This is a genomic window from Aliivibrio kagoshimensis (assembly GCF_050337105.1).
Taxonomy (GTDB): Bacteria; Pseudomonadota; Gammaproteobacteria; order Enterobacterales; family Vibrionaceae; genus Aliivibrio_A; species Aliivibrio_A kagoshimensis.
The window spans coordinates 1-26,048 of the sequence record NZ_JAKJSQ010000056.1 but is presented as its reverse complement, the minus strand read 5'-3'; the positions used below and the strand labels follow the sequence as shown (position 1 = coordinate 26,048).

Below are 26,048 nucleotides of genomic sequence, written 5' to 3'. Positions count from 1 at the left end.
CATAATATAGTGAGCAAAAACTATACTAATAATTATATGATAAATGCAGTACGAGGAGTTTTCATGCTTGCAATATTTCTTTCACAAAAACAAAAGCTTATATTAGCCGTCGTTTTGTTGTTGATCGGGTTTACGGGGTTGGGTGGTTTTACAATGACCACCTTGAATTTAATCAATGCACAAACATCCAAAAGTTCTGAACTCACCAATTCAACCGCATCGCTCAGGTACTCTGAAGCCTCTTTGCTAAAATTGGCGTTGAAAATGACGGCGTTAACCGAAAGTGAGGTCAGTCAGGCACGCTCAGACTTAAAGAGTATTCAACAACAAATATCATTAAGTGCGCCATTACTTAATAATGTTGGTTTAGCGAGTGCGTTTGATGCTTTAAGCAGTAGTTTGAATGCGTTTGAGTCAGTTTTTGAGCCTTGGGTGGTATTAAAAAGTGAGATTGGATTTGATGTAAATAGTGGCAAGTTAGGACGGCTAAAAACCCTCGCGAGTACGATTGAAAGCAAAATCAAAGAGACAGGGATGGTGACCTTAGATTCAGATTTCCAGAATATGGTGAAGATGCAGCAAAACTACCTATTGAATCCATCTGAACAGACGAAAAAGTTATTTAATCGTTCTATGTTTAGCTTCATCAATATTTCAAACAACTATGCGATGTTAGAGTTGTACGAAAAGGAGATGGATGAATACAAAAAAACCTTTACGGTGATCAGTGAGTCTCTAGTCGAGCTGAATCAACTTGAACGGTCACTTTTTGAAGCACAAGATAACACATTAAACGCTATCGATACTCTTGCCACCAATTTGGATGATAAAGCAGTTGCTTACCAAACGTTATCCAGTGATACCGGGCAGAGTGCGATAGTTTCAGTACTGGTGGCCTGTTTGATATTGGCGGTGGTGACGGTTTCCATTTTTGTCTCAATGAGTCTTAATATTACCGGGGCATTTGCCAAACTGACCACCATTCTTCAAGCGATGTCGAGTGGTGACCTTACCCAGCGCTTAACCATCAGTGAAAACCCCAAAGACGAATTTAACCACTTGGCCTCAGCTGCCAATCAGACGTGTGAAAATCTAGGGCACTTGATTGATAAAGTGCAGCAAAGCAGTCAAGCACTATCTAATAACGCTGCAACATTGAATACGATTGTTGATGGGGTGGTAAGCAGTCAATCGGAAGTGCTCGATCAAACTACTATTCTGGCTTCTGCAACTGAAGAGGTGAGTGTTACAGCGCAAGGTGTCTCCGATAATCTGTCGATGGTTTCTGATGTAAGCCAACAGGCCAATCAAGCTGCGGTACTTGGCGAAACCGTTATTGGTAGCGCGATTAAATCGATAGAAGAGATTGGTGATATTTTGCGCTCGGCCTCAAAGCATGTGAATGAGTTAGAAGTGGCCTCCAGTAAAATCGATTCTGTCATGGAGATCATCACTGGAGTAGCTGAGCAGACCAATCTACTCGCGCTGAATGCGGCGATTGAAGCAGCAAGAGCAGGGGATCAAGGGAGAGGTTTTGCTGTGGTAGCTGATGAAGTGCGTAATTTAGCGGTTCGAACTGTTACTGCGGTGGAAGAGATCTCAGGAACGATAGATAGCATGAAGCGTGAGAGCGCTGAAGTGATTCAATACATCAATCAAAGTGAGCAGTCGATGGTGAATGGTCAGCAACAAGGACACGCCGCAATGGACACCATCAAAGGTATCATTCATAAGTCGGATGAAGCGAATCAACAAACCATCATTATTGCTGACTCGATCAAGGAGCTAGCAGCCACCAGTCACTCTATGGCTGATAATATGGCTCAAATATCCACTGCCATGCAGTCAACCGACAGCAGTAATGAGCAGTTGCGATATAACAGTAGTGAAGTGGATCAGCGTTCAAGTTTGCTTAATGAGGATTGTAAGCGCTTTACTATTTAGTGTATTACAGATAATAAAAAACCCTGCCAAGGCAGGGTTTTTGTTATTTACTCAATAAATTATAGAGTTTCAGTAAAAGTACGTGCGATAACGTCTTTTTGCTGCTCTACAGTTAGTGAGTTAAAACGTACCGCGTAACCAGACACACGAATGGTTAACTGTGGGTAGTTTTCAGGGTGTTTAACCGCATCTTCAAGCGTTTCACGGTTTAATACGTTCACGTTTAAGTGCTGACCACCTTCAATGTTTGATTCGTGGTGGAAGTAACCATCCATCAGACCAGCAAGGTTAGCGCGTTGGTTATCTTCTGTTTTCCCAAGTGCATTTGGCACGATAGAGAAGGTGTAAGAGATACCATCTTTTGCATCAGCAAACGGCAGTTTACCTACTGAAGTAAGAGATGCTACTGCACCTTTTTCATCACGGCCGTGCATAGGGTTTGCGCCTGGAGCAAATGGTGCACCCGCTTGACGTCCGTCAGGTGTGTTACCTGTTTTCTTACCATATACAACGTTAGACGTGATAGTAAGGATTGACTGCGTTGGAACTGCATCACGGTACATCTTCAGCTTACGGATTTTGCCCATGAAAGTAGAAACAAGTTCACATGCGATGTCATCAACGCGAGCGTCATTGTTACCAAATTTAGGGTAGTCACCTTCGATATCGAAATCAGTCGCAATGCCGTTTTCGTCACGAATTGGCTTAACAGTCGCAAATTTAATTGCAGACAGTGAATCAGCAGCAACAGATAGACCCGCAATACCACAAGCCATTGTACGACGAACGTCACGGTCATGAAGCGCCATCAAAGAGGCTTCGTAGCTGTATTTGTCGTGCATGTAGTGAATAGAGTTCAGTGCTGTCACGTACTGTTTTGCTAACCAGTCCATGAAGTGATCAAGACGACCCATTACTTTATCGTAATCAAGAACTTCGTCCGTCATTGGCGCTTCTTTAGGGCCAATTTGAACTTTAAGCTTCTCATCAACGCCGCCATTGATTGCGTAAAGCATTGTTTTCGCAAGGTTAGCTCGAGCACCGAAGAACTGCATGTGCTTACCAATGATCATCGGAGAGACACAACAAGCGATAGCGTAATCATCAGATTCGAAATCAGGACGCATTAGGTCATCATTCTCATACTGGATTGAAGAAGTATCGATAGATACTTTTGCACAGAAGCGTTTGAAGCCATCAGGAAGCTGCTCAGACCAAAGCACAGTAATGTTTGGCTCTGGAGAAGGTCCCATTGTGTATAGGCTGTTTAGGAAACGGAAGTTTGAACGTGTAACCATTGTACGTCCGTCAAGTCCCATACCACCCATAGATTCTGTTGCCCAGATAGGGTCACCAGAGAATAGCTCATCATATTCAGGAGTACGTAGGAAACGAACCATACGCAGTTTCATCACAAAGTGATCGATCATCTCTTGAGCTTGAACTTCAGTGATAACGCCAGCAGCAATATCACGCTCGATGAAGATATCAAGGAACGTAGACGTACGGCCTAGAGACATCGCAGCGCCATTTTGAGATTTCACTGCCGCTAAGTAGCCGAAGTAAGTCCACTGAATGGCTTCTTGAGCGTTAGTTGCAGGCCCTGAGATATCGAAGCCGTAAGAAGCAGCCATCTCTTTGATTTGACCTAGTGCACGGTGCTGCTCAGCAATCTCTTCACGAAGTTGCATCGTCATTGTTAAGTCTTCACCGTTTTCAAAACGATCTTGAAGAGAAACAAATTGTTGATACTTATCTTGGATTAGGAAGTCAAGACCGTAAAGCGCAACACGACGGTAATCACCAATAATACGACCACGGCCGTAGGCATCAGGAAGACCCGTCAATACACCAGACTTACGACACTTCATGATGTCAGAAGTATAGATGTCGAAAACACCTTGGTTGTGTGTTTTACGGTACTTCGAGTAGATTTCAGAAATTGTTGGATCTAGCTCGCGATCGTACGCTTTGCAAGAACCTTCAACCATGCGAATACCACCATTAGGGATGATAGCACGCTTAAGTGGTGCGTCAGTTTGAAGACCAACGATAGTTTCTAAATCTTTGTTGATGTAACCGGCTTTGTGAGACGTGATCGTAGAGATGACATCAGTATCAAAGTCTAGAGGTGCTTTAGTCGCATTCTCTGTTTTGATTCCTTCCATCACGTTGTCCCACAGCTGTGCTGTAGCTGGAGTAGCTTCAGATTCAAGGAAAGCTTCATCACCTTCATAAGGAGTGTAGTTTTTCTGAATGAAGTCACGAACGTTTACTTCAGTCTGCCATTCGCCTTCTGCGAAACCTTTCCAAGCATTAGCATTATGCTCTGCCATGTTATACCTACCTTTTTAGTAGAAAAAAAACCGTACTGCTGATTAACAATGTTGCCCGTTAATTCCCGTCTGGGAAACAGTACCACGTAACAATAGTAATATAGATAACTAACGCGATGAATTTAAATGCCTTAATTATTTATATTGCTACTAAATGTTTCTTAGTAGTGAGGCAGCATAAGAGATACCTCACTACTCTTTATTTCTTTAAAGCAGTGCTGGAATACCGTATTGGCCTTCTAACATACCTACCGCTAGCATAGCGATGAGACAGATAACAAATGCCCCTACAGGAATGACCACTTTATCGACAAATGATAGACGCTCTGCACGCTCTTTATCACCAATCAAACCATTATTATCCAAGAACATGGTTAGTGCCCACGCTAAAACAGGATTCGTTACGATAGCAGCAAAAATACAGATACCCGCTGCTTGTGAATCCTTTGTTTCACGAACCATCTGCATACCCGCTTCAAGTAGTGGTAGTGATACACCAACTAAAAGAGCAACACGCATTACTGGTGGCCACACCGCAACATCCATTGGGAAACCAAGGATAGCGATGATAATACAAAGTAAACCAAGTAAAATAGCGCCAGCAGGGATAGGACGTTTGGCAATCGCTGCAGGGATCATATAGGTTCCCCAAGACGACGTGATGTTACCACCACCAACTGCAGTACCTACAATTTGACGAACTGAACAGGTTGTCATCGTGTCATCAACATCCATCAATACTTTCTCTGCACCTTTAGGATAGTTCAGTTCTTGGAAGATACGGTGACCTAAGAAGTCAGGAGACCACATTGCAACAGCAAGAATAGCGAACGGTAGAGAGGCAATGAAATGCTCAATATTTGGCAAACCTAGCATCCAACCTTCAGAGGTAGAACCCCACCAGTAGAATGGATTTAGATTGGGTAGACCCATCTGCGTTTCGAATTTAATATCAAAACCAGCACCGAGAATCAGCGCAATACCTAAACCGGTAAATGCACAGACTGGAATCGCTAACCAACGTTTGTTTACTTTCGCTAAATAAGCGTAGATAGCAATGGTGATACCAAGAACAATCAAACCAACGTAACCCATGCTACCAGCAGCAACATCGGTTGATTCAAGAGCGACAGCCCATGTTTGAATAGAACTGATTTGGCTAATGGTTCCGGTCAAACCCAAAAATATTAATAAGCCGCCGGCTGTCCCTTTCGAGGTGAGGTTCACCAGTTTTGAGCCCCCTTTTAGGTAGCTCAAAATGAGACCAAATACACCAATCAAGATAGCAAGAGCAAGAGGGTGAGCGCCGGCCAAAGCAATGGTACCGATTAACGGAATCATTGGACCATGGTTTCCAGCAAGGTTGGCTCTTGGGTTAATAAATCCTGACGCAATAACACAGAATAGAAGTGCTGGAATGAGCATTTCAACTCGTGCAACTTCGATGGCAAACTCTTTTCCTAGATTTACGTGATCCCAGGCAGCCGTTAATCCGTCGGCCCACGACATCATTACCGCAGAGTACATCGCGATAATACCGATGGTACCTGCTAGCGCAGGGACTAAATCTTCCCACTCAAAGCGGAAATCACGACCAGGAAGGTTTAAACCCCAACGGCGTGGTTTCATTATCTTCAACTCGTTATCCAAATAATCTGAACGCGAAGAAAACTCTGAAGCAGGGCGATGTAACTCGCTATAACTTTGTTCGTTCTGCTCTTTCCCTATAGACATAGGAACCTCATATAAAATTTATTTTAAAGTTTGTGACTATTTTTTAGAGGACTTGAGTTTAGCATATCAAAATTCTGTCAGTGTTTGATCTTGATCACTTATTCTCAGCTTATGAAATAAAAATACAGAAAAATTTGGCATTGAACATCTCAAAAAAACCGCTTGAATACATAAAAGTTATAAAAATCATGGAAATTAGGAGCTTAACAGCAAAAAATATGCAAGGTATGCAACATATTGTTTCATAGGGATAAGCAGGGAAATGAAGATAAGAAAAGAATATTCTGTAATTTTATTACACTAATAAGGAATGATTTTTTCAGCCAGAAAGTGCTGCCTAAATAACCATATAGAGTGATGTATGTACATTATTGAGTAAAATATTGTTAAATTTAAAAGGGGTCTTTGAATAGCTGGAAATGAATAACTATTTAAGGTTAAAATGGCATGGCGGTGCTTGTTTGGTGCTGTTTGGGTAAAAAGCGCGATTTTATGCATAATATTCCTCATTAGCACGGTCGCAATAAGTTAATAAATTGTTGCGATGCTTATTTTTGAGTGTTAACGTCTAGAAATACGCAAAAAAACAAAATATCAGCTCAAAATACGCTAAAGGGAGAGAGCGCATGCAGGATTCAATCGCGCTAGAAGTAAAAGAGCTACATAAACACTTTGGTCAAAATGAAGTACTCAAAGGCATTTCTCTTTCAGCTAATAAAGGTGATGTAATCTCCATTATTGGCTCTTCAGGTTCAGGTAAGAGCACTTTTTTACGTTGCATCAATTTACTTGAGACACCCACGGATGGTGAAATCTGGGTAAATGGTGAACTCATTGAGATGAAAAACAACCGCCTAGGTGAAGCTGTTCCAGCCAATGAAAAGCAGGTTCAACGAATTCGCTCTCGACTAGCAATGGTATTTCAAGGTTTCAACCTCTGGTCACACATGACGGTTCTAGAAAATGTCATTGAAGCGCCAGTGCATGTATTAGGCATGCCTAAAAAAGTGGCTATTGAGAAAGCAGAGCAAATTTTACAACGTGTCGGCCTTTTCGACCGTAAAGATTACTACCCTGGTCACCTTTCTGGTGGGCAGCAACAACGAGCTGCTATTGCACGAGCCTTAGCAGTGGACCCTGAAGTAATGCTATTTGATGAGCCAACATCAGCACTTGACCCCGAGTTGGTCGGTGAAGTACTCGGTGTTATGCAGAGCCTTGCTGAAGAGGGGCGTACCATGTTAGTGGTAACCCACGAGATGGCATTTGCACGTGATGTATCCAATCATGTGATGTTTTTACACCAAGGTTTAGTGGAGGAGCAGGGGGATCCTAGCATTCTGTTTACCACACCAAAATCTGAACGACTAAAACAGTTCATCTCGTCAATATACTAATAATAAAACCAAGAAAACCATAAAAATAATCGGAGATTACAATGAAAAAATGGATTTTAGCTACGGCACTAATTACAGCAACACTGACTGGCGCTGTACAGGCAAAAGAGTGGAAGACCGTTCGTTTCGGTATTGAGGGCGCTTACCCTCCATTTAGCTGGACAGAGCCAAGTGGTGAAGTAAAAGGCTTTGATGTTGATATGGCCAACGCACTGTGTGCTGAGCTTGCTGTTAAGTGTAAAATTGTTCCTCAAGCATGGGATGGTATCATCCAACAGCTGACTGCACGTAAATACGATGCAATTATTGCGGCAATGTCTATCACTGAAGAACGTAAGAAAAAAGTGGATTTTACGGGTAAATACGCGTTAATTCCTAACCAGTATGTAGTGAAAAAAGGCGCTAATCTCACCTTTACTAAAGAAGGTCTTAAAGGCGTTAAAATTGGTGTTCAACGTGCAACGACGCATGATAAATACTTAGTAGATAACTTCCCAGGTGCGGTCGAGATTGTTCGTTACGACTCTTTTGATGATGCATACCTAGATCTTAAAGCAGGTCGTATTGCTGCTGTATTAGGTGATGCTGCCGCTCTTGAAGAAGGTCTGTTAAATAAAGAGGGTGGCGAAGGTTACGAGTTCTCTGGTCCTTCTCTAACCGACCCTAAGTGGTTCGGCGATGGTTTTGGTATTGCACTGCGTAAAAAAGATAAAGATCTAACCGCAAAACTTGATGCTGCGATTATCTCTCTACGTGAAAAAGGCATCTATCAAGAGATTGCTGCAAAGTACTTCAAATATGATGTATACGGTCAGTAATGACTGATGAGCATGGGTGGTTTCTCCGCCCATGCTATTTACCCCCTTTTTTCTGCTGTTTCATGAACTCCATTTTTAACATCACTTTTATTCATAAAATAGCTGCATTGGAAACCTATTATGTTTGATTTGAAAGGATACGAAGCCTCGATTTTTCAAGGGGCAATATTAACCATAGAGGTTGCGTTGTTGTCATTGGCATTAGCGATGATACTTGGCATGTTAGGTGCTCTGGCAAAAATGGCACCGTATCGATGGGCACGAGCTATTGCGACCTTTTACACCACGGTCATTCGTGGCATTCCAGATTTAGTACTCATGATGATTCTATTCTATGGTGGGCAGATCATCCTTAATGACAGTTTGTATGCCATTAACGAGTGGATCAATGAGTGGATGACGTCCAGCAATCCGGCTCATGAGTGGGTCGATTACCTTCCAGATTATGTTGAAATTAGTCCGTTTGCCGCTGGGGTGATTACCATAGGGTTTATTTTTGGTGCCTACATGGCTGAGACGTTCCGTGGCGCTATTATGGCGGTTGACAGAGGAGAATTGGAGGCAGCAAAGGCGTATGGCATGAGTGGTCCAATGGCTTTTCGTCGAATTCTATTACCTCAAATGATTCGACATGCTCTGCCTGGTTTTGGTAACAACTGGTTGGTACTGCTGAAAACGACTGCACTGGTCTCCATTATTGGTCTGCAAGACATGGTACGAGTTGGCTCAATGGCAGCGGGTTCGACAAAAATGCCATTTACCTTCTACATGGCGGTGGCGATTATTTTCTTATTCTTTACGTCAGTTTCAACAGGGTTCTTAAAACTTGCTGAGCGTAAATTTAGTATTCATACGAGGTAGACATGGACTTTTCAATCATCATTGAGAGTATGCCCCTCTATTTAAGTGGGCTTTGGACAACACTGTGGTTAGTGTGTATTTCACTGGTAATCGGTCTGCTTGTGGCGGTTCCAATGGCGGTGGCTAGAAACAGTAAATTGTATGCGGTGTGGATGCCTGCCTGGGGCTTTATCTACTTCTTCCGTGGAACACCACTGTTGGTTCAGCTCTACTTAATCTATTACGGAGTTGATCAGTTTTTCCCCGTGAAAGATACATTATGGCAGCACGCTTGGTTCTGTGCTTTGGTTGCGTTTGTACTCAATACCTCCGCTTATACCGCAGAAATTATTCGTGGGGCAATTAATGGCTTACCAAAAGGGGAAGTGGAAGCGGCGAAAGCGTATGGTATGGGGACTTTTATGGCATATCGACGGGTTATCTTACCTAGCGCATTACGAAGAGCACTGCCCGCTTACAGTAACGAAGTGATATTTATGCTGCACGGATCAGCGATTGCCGGCATTGTTACTATCATGGACATTACAGGAGCAGCGCGACTAGTAAATTCCCGTTACTATGCACCTTTTGAATCTTTTATTACCGCTGGTCTCTTTTATATGGCGTTAACCTTCATCATTATATTCTGCTTCAAAAAAGCAGAAGAAAAGTTTTTACGCTATATGCGACCTCTTAGCTAAAAATACGTTGAAAGCATGGAAATAAAAAAAGAGCTTACCGTCATTTGAACGGCGAAGCTCTTTTTTGTTTATGGGTTAAATTAGGCTATACCGCAACATCAAAATAAAGGTCAATACCCGTCAATTCACTGATCTCTTCCAGGTACATTTTAATGTGAGGAGGAAAGGTTAACCCCTTTATCACCGTAAGGTTTCTGAGGAATGGGAAGAAATTAATATCATCCCAACTCAGCTTATCTCCTTTTGCCGATGGCAAAGTAATAAAATCAATTTCAACAAGCATTGGAGCTAGCTTAGCAATGTACTCTTCAGAACGCTCAAAGGCGGCATCGAAGCTCAAATCGATCATGGCTGTTTTTTTAGTGGTAAACCACTCGTATGCAGAAGGTCGCTGAAACTCCGGAAGAGGGATTTTCATCCAACGTGGGTAGATAAGTGGGCGGACATAGGGCGACACAGCGGCTAACCATTGTGTGACCTCATCAGCTTGAGTACTTTTCCCTATGACTCGGTGATGGTCATATTGATTGAGATAAGCGGCGATGTCTAAGCTCTCAGCCATATAACTGCCATCCTCTTTTTCGAGAATAGGCACGAGATTTACCCCTACTTTTTCAACTCGCGCTTCGACATCATCATTTTGCAAATAGAGAATCTCTACATCCATTTTTTTTATGCCAACGACAAGCTGAGCTTTAATACAATAAGGGCAGTGATCGAAAAGGTATAATTTCATGCCATTCATCCTTAAATTTATAACATCCTTAATATAGCCTGAAATCAAAGGATTAGCTAAACTCTGACCAGATAGGTGCGTGATCAGAAGGTTTCTCTATGCCACGCAATGGATAATCAATACCTGCATCGATACACTTAGCCGCGAGACTCTTGGTCGCTAATATGACATCGATACGCAAACCTCTATTGTCAGGGAAGCCTTTAGAACGATAGTCAAACCATGAAAATTGGTCATTAACCTCTGGGTATAATTTACGGAAGGTGTCTTCAAATCCCCAATCCATTAATGTTTTTAACCATTCGCGCTCCTCAGGCTGAAAAGAGCATTTGCCCGTTTTTAACCAGCGCTTGGCGTTAGGTTCGCCGATACCAATATCCGCATCAATTGGACTGATGTTGATGTCACCCATCACAATAACCTGTTCGTCACTGTTGTGGGCATGGTGTAAGTGGGTCATTAGATCTTTATAGAATTGACGTTTATACGGGTATTTTGTTTCATGTTTAATGTTATCACCTTGTGGGAAGTAACCATTCATCACCGTGACTTTTTGGCCGTCCTGTTGTTCAAAAGTGGCCATGATCATTCGGCGTTGTGACTCTTCGGTATCGGTTGTAAACCCACGCTGCACAGAAATTGGTTCTTGTTTGCATAACATAGCAACACCGTAATGGGCTTTTTGACCGTGGTGATAAACGTGGTAGCCCATCGCTTCAACGTCGGCTAATGGAAAAGCTTCGTCATGCACTTTGATCTCTTGCAGGCCAATAACATCCGGTTGGTGTTTATCAATGATCGCCTGTAGTTGATGTAGGCGAGCTCTTAGGCCATTGATATTAAAGCTGATTACTTTCATATGTTTTCTAACCTTATGATAAATTTAAATATTCTTATTTTATAGTGACTTACAAAACCTCGATACTGTATATATAAACATATAAATATCTACAAAGGGAAATTATTGAGTCATTTTGTAGTCATTTTTGTAGCCAGTGGATTGAGTTCTATTGCGTCATTTAAATGGTCTGGTGAAAAATGAGAATAGATCATGGTGTTCTTAATATCACTATGACCTAATATTTTTTGAAGCACTAGTATATTTCCACCATTCATAATGAAATGTGAAGCGAAAGTGTGGCGAAGTACATGAGTCGCTTGGCCGCTAGGAAGCTCAGGCAAGGCTTTTGCCAGCCATTTGTGAGTAACGCCATAGCCACAGCTAAATAATCGCTCTGAAGTGGGTTTATAGAGCTCACCGTAAAGCGCTTTTGATATGGGTACCGTTCTATTCCTCTTCCCCTTGGTATTCGTAAAGGTGATTTTGTATTTAGACAATTGAGAGCCTTGAAGGTTAACCGCTTCCATTATGCGTGCACCGGTACATAGACACACTTTAAAGATGGTTTGAAGCTGATCACCAATTGGGCTTTTTGCGATGACAGCAAACAACTGTTCAATTTGTTCGTGAGTTAAAAATGACAACTCACTTTCACTCTGTTTGATCTTCTTTATTCCCTTTACTGGATTTGGAAGGTGCCACTCTTTGATATCAATTAGGAAATTGAACACGCCTTGCATGATGAACAAGTCATAGTTATGAGAAGAGGCAGACATCTCTTTTCCGTCACGGCCATTGTGACTTGATACGGTTTTCCTAAAAGCGCGGTATTGAACGAATTCAGTAGGGGTTAATGATGCTGCAGTAGGGTCTTGCATCTGTTCGCACATAATATCTAACCGGCTTTTTACATGCACACCAGACTTTAAGTGTTTGCCATGTAGCATGAACCAAAGTTCAATAAGTTCTGATAGTGATCTTCTATCTGCCTTTTTACTCGCCCAGGGTTTATCTTCTGTTTCTCGCAAAACAAACTTTTCATAGGCGAGCGCTTCGCCTTTTGTTGCAAAGCGTTTGCGAACGCGTTTACCGCCACGACCTTGTGGGTATAGGTCACAAAGCCAAAGTTTAGCTTTACCATCATCTAACTTACGAACTGTCATAAATAACACCAAATAACTGTATATAAAAACAGTATATTTGATTGGGGTGTTTTTCAATGTTTTTTGTTTAAACTGCCAAACATGAGTTCTACAAAAGATTTCAGGCTATATTATTTATTAGTTCTGGACTAACTTCACATGATTTAAAGAATTTTTCTAACTATTATCTTGATGTGTAAATTTTTGTGTAACTAGTGTGTTAGGTGTGTATAATTCAATATACTAAATAGTAGGAATTCTCCTTTGAGGTTCACAGATGTCTAAATACCATAAACTCAGCCAGCAACCATTAAAACTTACTTTAGTTGAAGTGAAATTTTCAACTATTGCAAGAATGGATAAATATATCCCTGATATTCAAGATGAATTAAGGCATGATTATCCTATTTTTCAAGAGCTTGAAGAGCGCTCAATCAATGTTTCTAATGATAATGTAACTATTGAGTCTCCGAAGCGCTGGGTATTTATAGATAAAGCTAAAACATGCTGCGTCGAATTGAACGCTAATCGTGTTGTTTTTGTTACATCTGATTACGACCGATTTGATGGTTTTTTAAATAAAGTCCATAACATTTTAAATATCATTAATAAAATTATTAATCCGGGGCTTTTTTCGCGAGTTGGGTTGCGCTTCTGTGACTGTGTAAAAAGTCTGAATAATCAAGATTCTGATTTATTAGAACTTGTACATCCATCACTTATTATTCATGACACATTCAATCAGTTAGGGATGAAAGCACTTCAAAGACAAGAAAACATAATTAAAACACAACATGGGTTTCTAGCAATTAGAACAAAAAATGGTGTTTTTTCTGAAAACTTGCCAGATGACCTTATCAATGGGGTAATTACGGTTTTACCTGACGACCAACCGACATTAAGGCTAATGTTAGACTTTGACCATTTTTGGCAAGATGAAAATAATCAAAAAGATTTCAATATTGATGGAATACTCACATTAATGTCTGAACTGCATGAGTCTTCGAGAGAAGCTTTTTGGATGTTAACTACTGAAAAGGCAAAACAAGTATGGTTGTAGACATAGAACCGATTGATGCCGCTACATTAGCTTTGATTTCTAAACCCAGTGGTGGGAATGGCGCTAGTGCTATGCCTTATGAGTCGACATCTAACTCAAAGTCGTTGAAAGATGTATTTTTTGAAGTACAAAGTGCATCAGGAACATCAGATATTTGGGAGTTAGATTCTGCTGCAGGCATGTCTGGAGGAGTATTAACTAAAAGCCATAATAAAGAATTGAATCAATTCACTCCCTATGCTGCTGATTCTGTAAATATTGTAACCAACATGCTACTTGATATTAAGGAAGCTTTTGGGATCAATGACGAGGAGAGAGCTTTCGTTCTTCAGTCTGCTCGGAAATCAGTTCATTCATGGTCAACGGGGAAATCTGTACGGAAAAGTAAACTAGAGCGTGTGGTATTGATTCATGAAATTGCTGAAAAATGGGCAATTTCAGGAATTGAAAATCATGCAGTAGAATTATCTGGTAAAAAGAGTGATTTATTAGATCTTTTAGCTCAAGATGCCCCTGATAGTGATTCAATTTTATTCCTTGGTACAGGTATTACTTTGACCTCTGGGCCTGATGAAATAGAGGATCCATTTGCATAATGAATACATCTGGATCATCCTTAGGTGAGCAACTGGAAATGAACGGTTGGCTACAAGGAAGTATTATTTCAGGGAACTGTGCTATTGAGACATTGAAGCAATGCAGGGTAATTGATCTCGATGTTTCAAGGTTAGTAAAAGATGAGTTTATATTAATAGTTGCATCACAATCTTGCTATATCGCAAGATCTGATGATGAAAGCTCTATTCAGTTAGTAGTTGCATCAATTATAGATAAAACTGATGGGAATAAAGAATTTAACAAAAACCCTCGGTTTATTCATTGCACGGGTAGAACGGTGATTGGCTCAGAAGAGTCGGCGAAAATAGAAGAGATCTACTTTGAGATTAAGGTTGTTGAAAAGCTATTTATTAAGAAAAAACACCTTATAAATACATCTATAGATCATGATATTTCAATTACTGAACAAGACCGTCGTTCCTTTGTTAATTGGTTAGGTGGGCACTATACAAAACCAGCGTTACCTACTGCCTTTAATGATATTATAAATGGAATTGAATCCAAGCCTTATCGTAGAGCTGAGAAGGCATTAGGTGCCGAGTTTAGAGGGGTTTACGTTAGTCTAGAGCCTAAAGGAGAGATTGATAAGGCCAATGAGATATATAAAGTTCAACTCCTAGGTTTAGTTTTTAATGAAAGTGACGAGAAGGCTGGGTCACCTAAACTTGAGAAACTAGCCACATTGATGAAAAGTGTTGGTCTTGATGTAACTGTTGCATGCCTTTCCCCAAAAAAGGTTTCGATAGATTTACTGGATAGATTCACAAGGATTTATCTTGACGACATATCATATAAGCAACAAGTCTCTTTACCTCCAGATGTAAACCCTCGAATTGATTAATACGTTTGAAAAGTAATAAAAGAAGATTAAACAAAAGCCTCCAATTTAGAGGTTTTTATTTTTTCTTCTTAAGTAAATGTTAGGTATGTACCTAATGCGCCTTTCAACGAATTCTACTTTGATAGTATTCGTGGGCTGATTCTGAAATATCGGATCCTTTAAATTGGCGGTCTAAGTTTTGTGCTGCGATAAAAGTTGCCCCAGAACCAAAAAAAGGATCTATGACAAGCTCACCTTCAGTACTACTCTGGGATATTAAAGTTTCTATTAATGGGACTGGCTTTTCAGTTGGATAGCCGCGATAAACACGTTTGCATTCAAGTATATCTGGTGTCCCCAAATTATTAATTTTCCTCTTACCTTTTTCAAAAAAAAGTATGTACTCATGCCTAGCTCGATAGTGGTATCCCATACCAATACAAACCTTATCCCAAATTATTGGTTTCCAAAATTTAAAGCCAATTTTTTCTGCGATGGGCTTAATGATGAACATAGTTTCTTGATCACAAAATAAATAAAAGTGTGAGTTTTTCTTCAGAACACGATAAATCTCAATTAAAAGCTCTTCAAATCGCTCATTTGGAAATATATCAAACCATTGATTGCTTGATGATTTACTAACTTTCAAGCGAGTAGTTGTGCCTACCTTTCGGTGTTTTTCAAGTGATTCGTATGGAGGGTCGGTAACTATCAAGTCAACGCTTGCATCTGCAAGCGTTGATAGCCATTTTACGGCATCTTCTTTGTATAAATTCATAAATCCTAAATAATGCTACTGCAAGCTTTACCATGCATATGAGTTTGTGAAGCTTGGCCTCTATCTAGGCGGCGACAGTCAATGCAGTAGCTTTGATGACCATCAGGATTGCGTGCCGTTACTCTTGCTGGTGTTTTACCAAATGAACCTGGATAAGGGTGAAATACGTGTTCCCCTCCATTTGCATCAGAACAATGGGGGCATGACTTAAAGATTTGTCTCGTTTGAGAGTCAGTTTTTTGAATGGTTCCAATGTTTAAACGCTTACCACAACAACTACAGGCCATAACATTCTCCTTTAGAGATAGTGAAAAATGTATAATATTAAAGCTAATTTTAGAAAAAATGGACCTGGACTATATAATGTTAATATAAAAAAAATCTTTTATATAAATGGGATGTGACTAATAGAATACTTGGTTAATCTTTGCAGATTAGCATGCGTTTAGTGCTTTCAATTGATATTAATCCCCAATCAAGAGTTTTGCTAGATACAATTAGTTGCGTATCGGGCAAAACGTGTAAAGCTTCATCAACTGCCTGTTCAAGGTTTTTGAAATCTAACTTCATTGGTCTTAAGTCGATTCTTTCTTTCCCACTTACATCGTACCAATGGCCGTTATACATGCTTTAGCTCCTTTATTAGTATCATTGTGTTAATTGCAATATATAAAGAATTATTAAATTACTGTATCTAATAAGTGACGGTTAGATACAAGCCATTTATTAATATTGAATTTTTTTCGAGGGTCAATAGTGTCAATTTGACAGTTCGGCCATAATTTTTTTGCACTTTCAATATTTGGAAACGGATCTATCAAGAGAACCTTAGTCACATTAGAACCATGGTTTTTTAGGTAATCAAGCAAAGCTTCATCGTATGGATTAAATGCAAAACCAAAGACAATCAAGCAAGTAGAATGTTCTAGTAATTTGGATCCTAATTCCCAAACATCTTTTAGTTCCGGAGGCGGGATTTTTTCAGGGGCAGGAGGGACTATGAATGCTTTCCCTGCTCTCCCGGGCTTGCCGCTAGTGTATTTGGCTTTCTTGTCCCAAGACAATGAGCCATGAAGTTTAATTAAAGGAGTAGATCCTGTGACTCTTAAATGGGCACCCATCCACGGGAATTGAGGGTTAATTCCTCGGCCAATAAGCTGCTCACCAACATAACCATAATGAAAACCTGATGTACCGAGTGCGCATTCTACGATAGTGTCATAATTACAAGTGATAATACTTTGCAAGCCAGATTTTTGTAATTTTTTAAAAAATTGATTGAGCTTAAGAATACTCTTGTTTTCCCTAACTACGCGTTCATCAAACATTGCAGCTGAATAGGCACCACTAATTTTTGTCATAAATGGTTCGGTTAGGCGGCGACTAACATACCAAATGATACGGCTCTTTCTGTGAGATGACTTTTCAATACACCAGTGAACGAATTTCTCAGCTGTAATCCCTGGATTTGCCTTCTCCCATTCATTCCAATCTTTTTCAATCAGCTGAAGCTTTCTGTCTTCTTGTTCTGAAGTTACTGATACATCAAAATCGAACAAGTTGCTAACTAAGGGGAGGTCAAATGCCCATTTAGAAAAGCCAGCACCAAGGAATAAAGTTAGCAATTTAAAATCCCCCCAATTTTGGTCATATAATTACAGTTGCCCCACCAGTTTTAAGTAAAATTGATAGCTCATCTTGATTTAAAATCATGAGTTCATGTGTGCGAGCATGCTCTAACACTTCAGGCTTCGGGTTAGAACCGTAACAAAGGATATGTAAGTTGTCGTTTACGCATTCCCTCACTACCATTCCCTTACTTGTAGCTTGTTCAGTTAACTCTTTCTCAGCCTCAGTATCGAATCCGATAAAGCATATTTCTATCTGATGATTACGCCTTTTGTTGTGTTGAGCTCTAAACCAATAGATGAAAAATGCTGTTAGACAAGTAATGAATAGAACCCACATACGATTATCCTAATCAAAAAGTGAGTTCTCAATTTAGCATTTGRACAGCTCTATACTAATTAAACCTTCTGCCCCGCCCACACAACTTCGCCAATGATCTCAAAATCAAAGGTCGTCATTTCACTTCTCGACAACTCCCATGGCTTATAGGTCGCATTATCGCTAACAACACTTAAGCCAGTTTTAGTGAACTGCAGGCGTTTAACCATTAGCTGGCCATCAAAGCGGAAAACATAGATGCCATCGCCAGTGAAATCTTCAATACGATTCACCATCACCAAAGCGTGATTTTGTAGGGTGGGGGTCATGCTGTCGCCACGAACGGGCATTAAAAAGATGTTGTTTGGCTTTACACCAATTTCATTTGAGATGAATGTGCGGCTAAAGGCGATGCCTTCAGGCTGGTTCTCTTGCACAACTAGAGCGCCGCTGCCAGCACTTACTTCGATATCGTAGAAATCTAATTCAACGTATTTTGTATCACTGCTGATTAGGGAGTGATTGACCACACCGTCAGCAACTTGTTGGGCTTTTATGAAAATACGTTCTGGGATTTTCCCTCGCGTACGCCAGTTCTGAATCGTGTTTCTAGCAACACCTAATGCATTAGCAAGTTCGATTATTTTAGAAGTACCTGTCAGTACTTTTAACTCATCTAGCTGTTTTTCTATATCAGTACTCATCTCACACCTTGAAGCTCATCACAAATAGTGACAAATAGCGCTTTACAAAATGCAAAAATAGATCAAAAATGAACTCATAGATTAAATGAGTGCTTAATGAGTTTGCTTTTTGTCTTTATTTGTCGATATATGCTTTTATTTAGTCATTTCAGTAAGAATTGCACAAGTAGCGACTTAAAACAAACGACATAAACACTTTATGAGTGCATTTGTGAACAGGTGCTGTGAAACAGAGTGGGTAATTAGTCTCGGTGCCAGCCAGTCGCCTAATTACCCATTAATCAAACCATAACAATAGAGGTGTTTAACATGAGTCAAGCCATCGTTATATCGGTAGAAGCTCCATATGTAACAGCGAAGCGGTATGCAGAACTTTCAGGGATGAACCTAAATACCATCACTAAAAAGATCAAAGATGGAAAAATCCCAGTGATGTCAAAAGACGGTTCACGTGAGCTTAACCTGATTAATCTTGCTCTGTTAACTAAGCGTGCTTTAGAAGCCAAGTATTAGTTAATCCGTTTCACTTGTTACCAGTTGAGTATCTGATATGTCTGCTAATTCAACAATGTGCGTTTTCCGTGAGTCCAAACAAAAGGCGTTTGAAGAAGCGTGTATGGCCTTTCGACTAAACGAAAATATGACCAGCATCGCGACTGAGTTGGAAATGTCACCAACCATGTTACGTAACAAACTTAATCCAGAGCAACCGCATGTTTTAACGTGTGTTGAGATGGTAGCGATCGCAAAGACTACGGGGAACTACACCGTTGTTAATAGCCTTTTGCGTGGGCTTGGCGTGGTAACCGCACACATTCCTACTGATGCAAGTGAAGAAACCTTTGCTCGAAGAGCGCTTGAAAACTCTGTTCATGCCGGTGATTTAGCCAAAGAGGCCATTGAGCATGCGGGACAAACTCGGCTCTCTCACCGAAGCAAACAAACCATCATCCAAAAGGCCCAGGCTTCTATCGGGAACCTGGTACTGCTTATCAATGATATTGAAGGGCGCACACCTAATACGGCTTCATTCCTTTCTATGGGAGTCGATTTCATTGCCTCGGGTGCTCCGCTTCCAGGACTAGCATAAGGATCTCGTCATGCCTCAATTAGCCGAAACAATTGATTCAACTCGACCAGCGCCAGAGAGCATCGCAGCATGCAAAGAGCTGTTCACTCAACGTCATAAACGTAATCAATTGAAAATTGCATTTAACTCTTTGCCCGTCCGTAGCCGTGGAATGATCTGCATTGCTGGCGGTCTGTCGAGTCAAGATAGCTACCGAAGCTTTGAAGAATTCGATGATCTAGAGCTTCAAAAAATTCGCAGAGGCTTGCAAGAACTTAAAGGCATCATTAAACGCTTTGATATCAAAGTAGGCGATGTAAACAAGTTAAAGCCTAGCCACTTTAAAGCCTAAGTACTACCAAGTTACCTGTGCCTCTGTAATAGGGGGCTTTTTTTGTACCTAAATTTTGTTTTACCCCATAGGAGCAATGCCATGACAGACATTAATGTAGAAGCGAACGAAGCCTTAACACAGGCTCGTAATGTGCTAAATCAATCAGAAGTAAATCTAGAAAAGTCACGAGTGATGAATGATTTGCTACTTAGCCAGAACAGAAAGCTAATGCAGGCATTCATTAATTTATTACCCCAAGAAAACCGTTTTGACCTAGCGGTCGAGGGTGATGCATTAGAACAATTGGAACACGATAATGAGTTTATGTTGGAAGCGATGAGACAGCGTGATGTGTATGACATCGTACACGCGATTAATGTGTTAGCGATGGCCAATACTGATGTGATTCATATTGCTACTGATTTTGCCGCACATATTAATTGGTTTCATGTCCGTGTCAGCCCAACCACCACAGACTATCTAGATAAAAATCGACCTGAAGACCGTTTGCTACGGGAGTGCGTGGATATGGGGGAGGAAGAAGCACTTGAGAAGCTTCTCTTAATCGAGTCCAAGATTACGGAGCTGATTATTGACGCTCGTGATGAAGCTGACAAAAAAGCAGAGGTGGCAGCATGAGTACTCACGTGATGTTAGATCTAGAAACCATGGGTAATACAAGCAATGCAGCAATTGTCTCTATTGGTGCCGTTGTGTTTTCACCTGTTACTGGTGAATTAGGTGCAGAGTTCGAAGAGGTGGTGAGCCTGAATAGCTCAGCTCATTGCGGTGTTATTGATGCATCAACGGTTTCTTGGTGGCTGACTCAGAGTGAAGAGGCAAGAGCCATATTTGAACGAGATACACCTAAGTCTTCACTTAAAGATGCGTTGTTAGAGCTAAATCAATGGCTCGCTGACCTTGGAGATAAGAAAGACATTCAAGTTTGGGGTAATGGCAGTGGCTTCGACAATGTGATTTTAGTTAATGCCTTTAAAGCGGCTCGTATTAAGCCGAATTTCATTCATTGGAATGACCGAGACGTGAGAACCATCGTGGAAATGGGGCGCTCAATTCTAGGTATAGATCCAAAGGCAACACTAACCCGAGAGGGTACCCACCATTCCGCACTCGATGATGCGAAGTTTCAAGCAAAGTACGTTTCTGCTATTTGGCAATCATTCGTAACACCAACACAAGCTGAGGTGGAAGCATGAGTTCTACAAACGGAAAAGTACAGCCACGCGAGCTTTACCCAACACCGGCAGAAGTAGTCGATGCACTATTATCGAAGTTAACGCTTCGACCAACTGACCAGTTCTTAGAGCCTTGTTTAGGTACCGGTGCAATCTTTGACAAGATTGATCTGCCAACAAGCCAAAAGTCATTTGCTGAAATCGAAAAGGGTATTGATTACCTAACCACTGATTTTGGTATTCAAGACGTGATCATTACAAACCCACCGTTTTCATTAACTGAAGAGTTTATTCGAAAAAGCATCAGTGAATTAGCTGCAGGTGGAACCATGGCATATCTGCAACGAGTCAATTATTTAGGTTCTAAAAAACGACTACCGTTTTGGTATGAAATTGGTTTCCCACCTAAATGCCCGATCATTGTTCCACGTCCTCGTTTTGTTGGCGGTGGTTCAGATTCGTGCGAATACGCCTGGTTCATTTGGGACAACGGTAACCGCTTCGATATCCCTCAAGGGTTAAGTCATATCGTTTCAATTGGACATGGGGTGGCAGCATGAGTGAGTTAACTGAAAAGCAGCGCTATCAGCGTGAGTACTACCAGAAAAATAAAACAAAGCTATGTGCCCAAAAGCGCAATCAGTACCAGGGAAAAACGCAATCTGGTACTAAGACAAAAGCTAAGCGCAAAACACGTAAAACATCACCAAAAATAACGGCACCGGCTAGAGCAACATCGCCAGTGGTAAAGGTGCGCAAGATTGCGGTTAAAACCAGAAGCAGAATTGAAGACATTCACCTTGCAAGAGAGTTAGGCGTCTCAGTTCAAGAATTGAAGGCGTTAGTATGAGTGCATTTGTAGAGAACCCATTATATCAAGCCAAAGTGAGGATGATTAATGCTCGTTTAATGGGACTTACTCTTTGAAGTCTCTTAGCGAACCAACCGAAATCGAAAAGTATGATTTTCCATACCAAGCCCCGTTAACACCCGTTGACGAGGCTTGTTTTGGTTATCGTCGATTTACTGAAACCATCGAGCCAGAAGATTTAAGTGTTATTGAGCGCAGGCTTTTTGACGTTAACCCTCGTGATCATGCGTGGCGTAAAGAGTTCTTTGATGGACTGCCGACTTACCTGGCTAAATATTTTGCCAATCGTTATATCGATATTTGCGAAAAGGAGAGCTTAAAAGAAGCAAATACCTTCCTGCGAAACAAAATGCGACCTGCAAGTGAGCGCGTTCGCATGGTTCTGGCCAAATACAAAAAACTCCCAACCACCCAAAAGGTGGCTTTGTTAAGTGAAGAGTATGGCGACACTAAGCAAAGCGACTTTGTAAAACCTTATCAGGCTAAAAAAGAACAGATGCGTTTTGACTTCGAGATGATCGAGAAAAACCGCAAGCCAGTAAAGAGCCGGATTCTAGCCGAACTTGAGCAAGACGAATTGAAAGAGATGGCTTTTAAAATTAGTCAGATTGTAGGTGTTAGTTTTCAATTGATCGCTGAAAAAGTGGATAAGACAGAGCTAACAGAAGAAGAGACTGCTGAAGCTATTGGTTATGAAGAGTTAGCTCAATTCGTTTGCCAGTTTGGTATTAAGCCACCGCGTAAACGAAAGAAGCAAACCGATCTTACCGCACTGAATGACATCTCGCGCATGCTTGATGACAAATGGTGGTTAGGACGGTTAGTGAAAGCTCGCAAAATAATGCGCGAACATCTAGCCATAGCAATGGGACAGGTCTCTTCTAAAGCATCTGTGTATTGCTCTTGGGATTGCCTCAGAGAGCATAAAGAGCAGCAAAGTCGAAACTGGGAAGCGATACAAAATAGGCTTTTACGTGATGAAGAAACGGGTGAAGAGGTTGCCCTTGATGAGATGGTATTAAGAAGCGTATCAAACCCAGCAATACGCCGTCATGAATTAATGGTTCGTTGCCGTGGTTGTGAAGACATTGGTAATGAGCTTGGTTTACAAGGGCTATTCTTAACATTAACGGCGCCTTCTAAATACCATAACAGTTACAAAAAGGGTGGTTTCATTGATCACTGGAATGGTGCTAGCCCTCGTGACACTCAAACGTATTTGAATACTATTTGGCAGCGTATTCGTGCCAAATTGGGCCGTGAGGAGATCCGTTGGTTTGGTGTTCGAGTTGCTGAGCCGCATCACGACGGCACGCCACACTGGCATTTACTTCTATGGGTTAAGCCAGAGGAAGTTGCATTTGTTCGTGATGTTTTTATCACCTATGCCACGAAAGAAGACCGAAATGAACTGCACCCCAAGCAAGAGAAAGAGAAGAAAAAACCGTTTAGAAAAGGGGATTATGTAGGGCCATTAGACTACCGCCCACGCTGTGATATCGGTTTGATTGATCCTGCGCTAGGCACAGCAACAGGCTACATCGCCAAGTACATTTCAAAGAATATTGATGGTTATGCCATGGACGCTGAAATGTCTGATGAAGCTGAAAAGCCAGTGAAAGAGATGGCGAAAAACGTTAACGCTTGGAAAAGCCGTTGGAGTATTCGGCAGTTTCAGTTCTTTGGTGGTGCGCCAGTTACCACTTATCGTGAATTACGCCGCTTTGCTAACCAAAACAAAAAAGCCTTTATGGAATACGTGTTCATGCAAAAACGTGTCGATTTACTCACCATTTACTCCATGCTACAGCGTGATTTGGTTGGGCCTATTAAACCAAGCAAACTGATCACCAATGAAGAATTAATGAAAGTGATTAGTGATAGCTATCAAGCAAGAGGAGATTCAAAGCAATCAAGTGTCGCAGGCACATTAGCGGCAGCTGATCATGGTAACTGGCAAGGCTACATCATGGGGCAGGGTGGGCCATTCGTTAAGCGTGCAGATCTCCTCATAGTGAACTCTTATGAGGTGCTGCCTTTCGCCTCACCGCATGGTGAAGACGTTCGCAAAATTGAGGGTTTTATTACACCTGAAGAAACGGTCAAAACACGCACTAAATCTTGGACGATTGTGAAGAGGTCACAAGCAGATATTGAAACCGTACATGAATTTGAAAAACCGACGCCTGATCCTGAAACGTGGAGATATAAAGGTAAGAAAACCATAGTTAAAAAAACCGATAATGTTGAAGCGGGGGCTCTTGCTCTTTCTGGCAGCGCAGCTGCCTCTCGGAGTTCTGTCAATAACTGTACGGAGCCCAAAAGAGTACAGGTCAGCAATCAGCTAAAGAATATATTTGCTCCTAATCAGAAAAACAAAAAGGTCGATACCTTTGTCGATGAAAATGCCTTGAATGCCTTATTAAATGGTAGCTCTCTAAATCTGCATGATGGACGAAGTTTAAAAATCAGACCTGCTGAATTAGACAGTGAAGGGAATATCAGACCCGCTCAGCTTATTGAAATTGAAAAAGAGCCAGAAGATATGCGCTGGCTTGAGTTTGATGGTTGGCCAGATGAACCCAAGCCGACGAACCGGGACGAATATGAACAACCAAACCTTTCAATTTTCACTAAGCATGACTTTGGTGATGATGATTGGCCGTTAATTTAACAAAGTCACTATGTAGGTTGTTGTTTAACCACTTGAAATAATTTGGTTTTAATGCGAATCTGAATGGTCTTAATGAATAAGGTGTAGTTATGGATATCTCAGTATGGTTGAAATTACCTACGGTGATTTTGACCTTTATATTAGTGAGCAAGCATTTGTATGATTGGGCTAAAGGAAAAACCTTTCGATTAAGAGAGGATTATGATTTTGCCAAGAGTTTTTTAACTGATGTGCAAGATGGTCAATTACACCCCTATGCTGTTGAAAAAGGCTATCAGGCACTAGCGGGAACTCCTTTTATTTCAGTAAAAGAGATTGAGTATATTTTAACTTTAGAAAATTCGGTTAAATGTTTGAGTGATTATGTGTTAGCAACAGATTATCTAGAAAAATTAGAAACTGAAGGTAGCTTACAACTCAAATTTAAAGATAAATATGCATCAAATGGTGTGAGAACACGGCGTAAACTTTGGTATGTAGGTTGGTACCTCACCTTTAGTATGATTGCATTTAGCCCATTGTTCATGAGTAAAGTAATTGACATAACCTTTCTTCAATCATTATATCTATTTGTTATTACTTTTTTATACTTCGGTACTTTGGCATTGTTAAGCGCAAAAGCTGCAGTGAGGATCATACGTGGTGAGAATTTAGTGAAAAACCAATCAGAATACCTTTCTCGAAAAATAGTACACAGCTAAAATTATTAACTATGGAGTACTGAATGGCCCTTTGGTTTGCGAAAATAATAGATACCACGACAGAGATTAATCGTTTCTTTGGTCCTTTTGATTCGATAGAAGAAGCCCAAAAGGAACTGAAGAATCAGTTTGAGTATTCTGGTTGCTCGTTTACACCAATCTATAGTGCTTTCGATAAAGATCGAGCGCGAACAATGGCGAGTAACTACGCAGATGAGGCTGAGGAAAAACTTTCAGAAAAAGAGATAGCTCAAACTGAAAGGCAAGCATACAAGCAAGGGGCGTTGAATGGTAAGGGACTGCATAAAAACCCTTATCGTCCAGGAACGCAAAGATATGAGGATTATCGATTAGGTTGGCAACGCAATTAAAAACCCACTGAACGAATTCGGTGGGTTTGTTGTTATAGCATGGATAATTGCTGTTTGAGCTCTTGTTGTTGATTGGGGGCTAAGGTTTTTAATAACTCAAATGCTAACTGACTAGAACTCTTGGCTGATGGGCTTAATGTATGGCTGAAGGTTAGATTCATTACGAACGAGTGGCCACACTCTGGGTTACTGCAACTGCAGTACAGATCTGAATACCCTAACGATATTCGGTTACTCTTTTGAATGCAGCTTTTACCTCCGCACTCTGGACAAAGAACTCTCATAAACACCTCACTGACTGACCCTACCATTATAAATTAATGGCTGTGTTTATGTACAGTGCTATGTGGTTGGACTTATATGATTTAATGTGGACTAACCACATCTGAGTTGTATTGATGTAATTGGTGTATCAG

29 protein-coding genes are annotated in these 26,048 nt (G+C 40.9%); 18 read left to right on the top strand and 11 right to left on the bottom strand.

The window, feature by feature from the left end; translation table 11 throughout:
* Positions 1–63 precede the first annotated feature (63 nt).
* A complete protein-coding gene (locus tag L4C32_RS15915; protein WP_428197877.1) occupies positions 64–1,944 on the top strand; it encodes a methyl-accepting chemotaxis protein in 1,881 nt (626 codons plus the stop codon).
* 59 nt (positions 1,945–2,003) lie between these two features.
* Here the strand turns inward: L4C32_RS15915 and pflB are convergent, their stop codons facing one another.
* Together pflB and L4C32_RS15905 are read right to left on the bottom strand one after the other, a co-directional pair.
* Entirely contained in the window at positions 2,004–4,280 is a 2,277-nt protein-coding gene (pflB, locus tag L4C32_RS15910; protein ID WP_428197876.1) for a formate C-acetyltransferase, read from the bottom strand.
* 207 nt (positions 4,281–4,487) lie between these two features.
* Entirely contained in the window at positions 4,488–6,014 is a 1,527-nt protein-coding gene (locus tag L4C32_RS15905) for a DUF3360 family protein (protein WP_428197875.1), read from the bottom strand.
* A gap of 626 nt (positions 6,015–6,640) precedes the next feature.
* Between L4C32_RS15905 and L4C32_RS15900 the strand changes: the two genes are divergently transcribed.
* The 4 genes from L4C32_RS15900 (at position 6,641) to L4C32_RS15885 (ending at position 9,770) form a co-directional block, all read left to right on the top strand.
* Positions 6,641–7,411, top strand: coding sequence for an ABC transporter ATP-binding protein (locus L4C32_RS15900; protein ID WP_428197874.1), 771 nt, complete (start codon positions 6,641–6,643; stop codon positions 7,409–7,411).
* A gap of 41 nt (positions 7,412–7,452) precedes the next feature.
* Complete coding sequence (locus L4C32_RS15895; RefSeq protein WP_428197873.1) at positions 7,453–8,229, top strand: ABC transporter substrate-binding protein; 777 nt, start codon at positions 7,453–7,455, stop codon at positions 8,227–8,229.
* A gap of 120 nt (positions 8,230–8,349) precedes the next feature.
* Positions 8,350–9,090, top strand: a complete 741-nt coding sequence (locus L4C32_RS15890; protein ID WP_428197872.1) for an ABC transporter permease — start codon at positions 8,350–8,352, stop codon at positions 9,088–9,090.
* 2 nt (positions 9,091–9,092) lie between these two features.
* Positions 9,093–9,770, top strand: a complete 678-nt coding sequence (locus L4C32_RS15885) for an ABC transporter permease (protein WP_428197871.1) — start codon at positions 9,093–9,095, stop codon at positions 9,768–9,770.
* An 85-nt stretch (positions 9,771–9,855) separates the two neighbouring features.
* On the opposite strand, the gene grxB is transcribed toward L4C32_RS15885, so the two are convergent.
* The 3 genes from grxB to L4C32_RS15870 form a co-directional block, all read right to left on the bottom strand.
* Positions 9,856–10,506, bottom strand: a complete 651-nt coding sequence (grxB, locus tag L4C32_RS15880) for a glutaredoxin 2 (RefSeq protein ID WP_428197870.1) — start codon at positions 10,504–10,506, stop codon at positions 9,856–9,858.
* Between the two features lie 52 nt (positions 10,507–10,558).
* Positions 10,559–11,365, bottom strand: coding sequence for an exodeoxyribonuclease III (gene xthA / locus L4C32_RS15875; RefSeq protein ID WP_428197869.1), 807 nt, complete (start codon positions 11,363–11,365; stop codon positions 10,559–10,561).
* A gap of 110 nt (positions 11,366–11,475) precedes the next feature.
* A complete protein-coding gene (locus tag L4C32_RS15870) occupies positions 11,476–12,510 on the bottom strand; it encodes a phage integrase (protein WP_428197868.1) in 1,035 nt (344 codons plus the stop codon).
* A 256-nt stretch (positions 12,511–12,766) separates the two neighbouring features.
* On the opposite strand from L4C32_RS15870, the gene L4C32_RS15865 reads away from it, so the two are divergent.
* From L4C32_RS15865 to L4C32_RS15855, 3 genes are read left to right on the top strand one after another with little or no spacing between them, the layout of a single operon-like run.
* Positions 12,767–13,549 carry a TIGR04255 family protein gene (locus L4C32_RS15865; protein ID WP_428197867.1) on the top strand — a complete coding sequence of 261 codons (783 nt, stop codon included), beginning with the start codon at positions 12,767–12,769 and terminating at the stop codon, positions 13,547–13,549.
* Entirely contained in the window at positions 13,540–14,145 is a 606-nt protein-coding gene (locus L4C32_RS15860) for a hypothetical protein (RefSeq protein ID WP_428197866.1), read from the top strand. The genes L4C32_RS15865 and L4C32_RS15860 overlap by 10 nt, the downstream gene beginning before the upstream one ends.
* On the top strand, positions 14,145–15,008 hold the full coding sequence (locus L4C32_RS15855; protein ID WP_428197865.1) for a hypothetical protein: 864 nt from the start codon (positions 14,145–14,147) through the stop codon (positions 15,006–15,008). The genes L4C32_RS15860 and L4C32_RS15855 overlap by 1 nt, the downstream gene beginning before the upstream one ends.
* A 103-nt stretch (positions 15,009–15,111) precedes the next feature.
* Here the strand turns inward: L4C32_RS15855 and L4C32_RS15850 are convergent, their stop codons facing one another.
* The 5 genes from L4C32_RS15850 to L4C32_RS15830 all read right to left on the bottom strand — a co-directional run bounded on the left by L4C32_RS15850 (position 15,112) and on the right by L4C32_RS15830 (position 18,416).
* Positions 15,112–15,765: a DNA-methyltransferase gene (locus L4C32_RS15850; RefSeq protein ID WP_428197864.1), complete on the bottom strand. Its 654-nt coding sequence runs from the start codon at positions 15,763–15,765 to the stop codon at positions 15,112–15,114.
* Between the two features lie 5 nt (positions 15,766–15,770).
* Entirely contained in the window at positions 15,771–16,052 is a 282-nt protein-coding gene (locus tag L4C32_RS15845) for a hypothetical protein (RefSeq protein ID WP_428197863.1), read from the bottom strand.
* 133 nt (positions 16,053–16,185) lie between these two features.
* The gene (locus tag L4C32_RS15840) at positions 16,186–16,392 is read right to left on the bottom strand and encodes a hypothetical protein (RefSeq protein WP_428197862.1); all 207 of its coding nucleotides are present in this window, start codon (positions 16,390–16,392) and stop codon (positions 16,186–16,188) included.
* Positions 16,393–16,445: 53 nt separating this feature from the next.
* Entirely contained in the window at positions 16,446–17,390 is a 945-nt protein-coding gene (locus L4C32_RS15835) for an SIR2 family protein (protein ID WP_428197861.1), read from the bottom strand.
* A gap of 402 nt (positions 17,391–17,792) precedes the next feature.
* On the bottom strand, positions 17,793–18,416 hold the full coding sequence (locus L4C32_RS15830; protein WP_428197860.1) for a LexA family transcriptional regulator: 624 nt from the start codon (positions 18,414–18,416) through the stop codon (positions 17,793–17,795).
* Positions 18,417–18,725: 309 nt separating this feature from the next.
* Between L4C32_RS15830 and L4C32_RS15825 the strand changes: the two genes are divergently transcribed.
* The 10 genes from L4C32_RS15825 to L4C32_RS15780 all read left to right on the top strand — a co-directional run bounded on the left by L4C32_RS15825 (position 18,726) and on the right by L4C32_RS15780 (position 25,632).
* Positions 18,726–18,929, top strand: coding sequence for an excisionase (locus L4C32_RS15825; RefSeq protein WP_428197859.1), 204 nt, complete (start codon positions 18,726–18,728; stop codon positions 18,927–18,929).
* A gap of 37 nt (positions 18,930–18,966) precedes the next feature.
* The gene (locus L4C32_RS15820) at positions 18,967–19,506 is read left to right on the top strand and encodes a phage regulatory CII family protein (RefSeq protein WP_428197858.1); all 540 of its coding nucleotides are present in this window, start codon (positions 18,967–18,969) and stop codon (positions 19,504–19,506) included.
* 10 nt (positions 19,507–19,516) lie between these two features.
* On the top strand, positions 19,517–19,837 hold the full coding sequence (locus L4C32_RS15815; protein WP_428197857.1) for a hypothetical protein: 321 nt from the start codon (positions 19,517–19,519) through the stop codon (positions 19,835–19,837).
* An 81-nt stretch (positions 19,838–19,918) separates the two neighbouring features.
* Positions 19,919–20,458, top strand: coding sequence for a hypothetical protein (locus L4C32_RS15810; RefSeq protein ID WP_428197856.1), 540 nt, complete (start codon positions 19,919–19,921; stop codon positions 20,456–20,458).
* Entirely contained in the window at positions 20,455–21,036 is a 582-nt protein-coding gene (locus L4C32_RS15805) for a 3'-5' exonuclease (protein ID WP_428197855.1), read from the top strand. Before L4C32_RS15810 ends, L4C32_RS15805 begins: the two co-directional genes overlap by 4 nt.
* On the top strand, positions 21,033–21,575 hold the full coding sequence (locus L4C32_RS15800; RefSeq protein WP_428197854.1) for a DNA methyltransferase: 543 nt from the start codon (positions 21,033–21,035) through the stop codon (positions 21,573–21,575). Before L4C32_RS15805 ends, L4C32_RS15800 begins: the two co-directional genes overlap by 4 nt.
* On the top strand, positions 21,572–21,865 hold the full coding sequence (locus L4C32_RS15795; protein ID WP_428197853.1) for a hypothetical protein: 294 nt from the start codon (positions 21,572–21,574) through the stop codon (positions 21,863–21,865). The genes L4C32_RS15800 and L4C32_RS15795 overlap by 4 nt, the downstream gene beginning before the upstream one ends.
* A gap of 73 nt (positions 21,866–21,938) precedes the next feature.
* A complete protein-coding gene (locus tag L4C32_RS15790; RefSeq protein WP_428197852.1) occupies positions 21,939–24,560 on the top strand; it encodes a replication endonuclease in 2,622 nt (873 codons plus the stop codon).
* Between the two features lie 89 nt (positions 24,561–24,649).
* The gene (locus L4C32_RS15785) at positions 24,650–25,261 is read left to right on the top strand and encodes a hypothetical protein (protein WP_428197851.1); all 612 of its coding nucleotides are present in this window, start codon (positions 24,650–24,652) and stop codon (positions 25,259–25,261) included.
* A gap of 23 nt (positions 25,262–25,284) precedes the next feature.
* Positions 25,285–25,632, top strand: a complete 348-nt coding sequence (locus L4C32_RS15780; protein WP_428197850.1) for a hypothetical protein — start codon at positions 25,285–25,287, stop codon at positions 25,630–25,632.
* Positions 25,633–25,664: 32 nt separating this feature from the next.
* On the opposite strand, the gene L4C32_RS15775 is transcribed toward L4C32_RS15780, so the two are convergent.
* Entirely contained in the window at positions 25,665–25,916 is a 252-nt protein-coding gene (locus L4C32_RS15775; RefSeq protein WP_428197849.1) for an Ogr/Delta-like zinc finger protein, read from the bottom strand.
* Positions 25,917–26,048 lie beyond the last annotated feature (132 nt).

What these genes read in the sequence shown, in the direction of transcription:
- L4C32_RS15915 (WP_428197877.1), top strand. Translation starts at nt 64, where the DNA reads ATGCTTGCAATATTTCTTTCACAAAAACAAAAGCTTATATTAGCCGTC.
- pflB (WP_428197876.1), bottom strand. Translation starts at nt 4,280, where the DNA reads ATGGCAGAGCATAATGCTAATGCTTGGAAAGGTTTCGCAGAAGGCGAA.
- L4C32_RS15905 (WP_428197875.1), bottom strand. Translation starts at nt 6,014, where the DNA reads ATGTCTATAGGGAAAGAGCAGAACGAACAAAGTTATAGCGAGTTACAT.
- L4C32_RS15900 (WP_428197874.1), top strand. Translation starts at nt 6,641, where the DNA reads ATGCAGGATTCAATCGCGCTAGAAGTAAAAGAGCTACATAAACACTTT.
- L4C32_RS15895 (WP_428197873.1), top strand. Translation starts at nt 7,453, where the DNA reads ATGAAAAAATGGATTTTAGCTACGGCACTAATTACAGCAACACTGACT.
- L4C32_RS15890 (WP_428197872.1), top strand. Translation starts at nt 8,350, where the DNA reads ATGTTTGATTTGAAAGGATACGAAGCCTCGATTTTTCAAGGGGCAATA.
- L4C32_RS15885 (WP_428197871.1), top strand. Translation starts at nt 9,093, where the DNA reads ATGGACTTTTCAATCATCATTGAGAGTATGCCCCTCTATTTAAGTGGG.
- grxB (WP_428197870.1), bottom strand. Translation starts at nt 10,506, where the DNA reads ATGAAATTATACCTTTTCGATCACTGCCCTTATTGTATTAAAGCTCAG.
- xthA (WP_428197869.1), bottom strand. Translation starts at nt 11,365, where the DNA reads ATGAAAGTAATCAGCTTTAATATCAATGGCCTAAGAGCTCGCCTACAT.
- L4C32_RS15870 (WP_428197868.1), bottom strand. Translation starts at nt 12,510, where the DNA reads ATGACAGTTCGTAAGTTAGATGATGGTAAAGCTAAACTTTGGCTTTGT.
- L4C32_RS15865 (WP_428197867.1), top strand. Translation starts at nt 12,767, where the DNA reads ATGTCTAAATACCATAAACTCAGCCAGCAACCATTAAAACTTACTTTA.
- L4C32_RS15860 (WP_428197866.1), top strand. Translation starts at nt 13,540, where the DNA reads ATGGTTGTAGACATAGAACCGATTGATGCCGCTACATTAGCTTTGATT.
- L4C32_RS15855 (WP_428197865.1), top strand. Translation starts at nt 14,145, where the DNA reads ATGAATACATCTGGATCATCCTTAGGTGAGCAACTGGAAATGAACGGT.
- L4C32_RS15850 (WP_428197864.1), bottom strand. Translation starts at nt 15,765, where the DNA reads ATGAATTTATACAAAGAAGATGCCGTAAAATGGCTATCAACGCTTGCA.
- L4C32_RS15845 (WP_428197863.1), bottom strand. Translation starts at nt 16,052, where the DNA reads ATGGCCTGTAGTTGTTGTGGTAAGCGTTTAAACATTGGAACCATTCAA.
- L4C32_RS15840 (WP_428197862.1), bottom strand. Translation starts at nt 16,392, where the DNA reads ATGTATAACGGCCATTGGTACGATGTAAGTGGGAAAGAAAGAATCGAC.
- L4C32_RS15830 (WP_428197860.1), bottom strand. Translation starts at nt 18,416, where the DNA reads ATGAGTACTGATATAGAAAAACAGCTAGATGAGTTAAAAGTACTGACA.
- L4C32_RS15825 (WP_428197859.1), top strand. Translation starts at nt 18,726, where the DNA reads ATGAGTCAAGCCATCGTTATATCGGTAGAAGCTCCATATGTAACAGCG.
- L4C32_RS15820 (WP_428197858.1), top strand. Translation starts at nt 18,967, where the DNA reads ATGTCTGCTAATTCAACAATGTGCGTTTTCCGTGAGTCCAAACAAAAG.
- L4C32_RS15815 (WP_428197857.1), top strand. Translation starts at nt 19,517, where the DNA reads ATGCCTCAATTAGCCGAAACAATTGATTCAACTCGACCAGCGCCAGAG.
- L4C32_RS15810 (WP_428197856.1), top strand. Translation starts at nt 19,919, where the DNA reads ATGACAGACATTAATGTAGAAGCGAACGAAGCCTTAACACAGGCTCGT.
- L4C32_RS15805 (WP_428197855.1), top strand. Translation starts at nt 20,455, where the DNA reads ATGAGTACTCACGTGATGTTAGATCTAGAAACCATGGGTAATACAAGC.
- L4C32_RS15800 (WP_428197854.1), top strand. Translation starts at nt 21,033, where the DNA reads ATGAGTTCTACAAACGGAAAAGTACAGCCACGCGAGCTTTACCCAACA.
- L4C32_RS15795 (WP_428197853.1), top strand. Translation starts at nt 21,572, where the DNA reads ATGAGTGAGTTAACTGAAAAGCAGCGCTATCAGCGTGAGTACTACCAG.
- L4C32_RS15785 (WP_428197851.1), top strand. Translation starts at nt 24,650, where the DNA reads ATGGATATCTCAGTATGGTTGAAATTACCTACGGTGATTTTGACCTTT.
- L4C32_RS15780 (WP_428197850.1), top strand. Translation starts at nt 25,285, where the DNA reads ATGGCCCTTTGGTTTGCGAAAATAATAGATACCACGACAGAGATTAAT.
- L4C32_RS15775 (WP_428197849.1), bottom strand. Translation starts at nt 25,916, where the DNA reads ATGAGAGTTCTTTGTCCAGAGTGCGGAGGTAAAAGCTGCATTCAAAAG.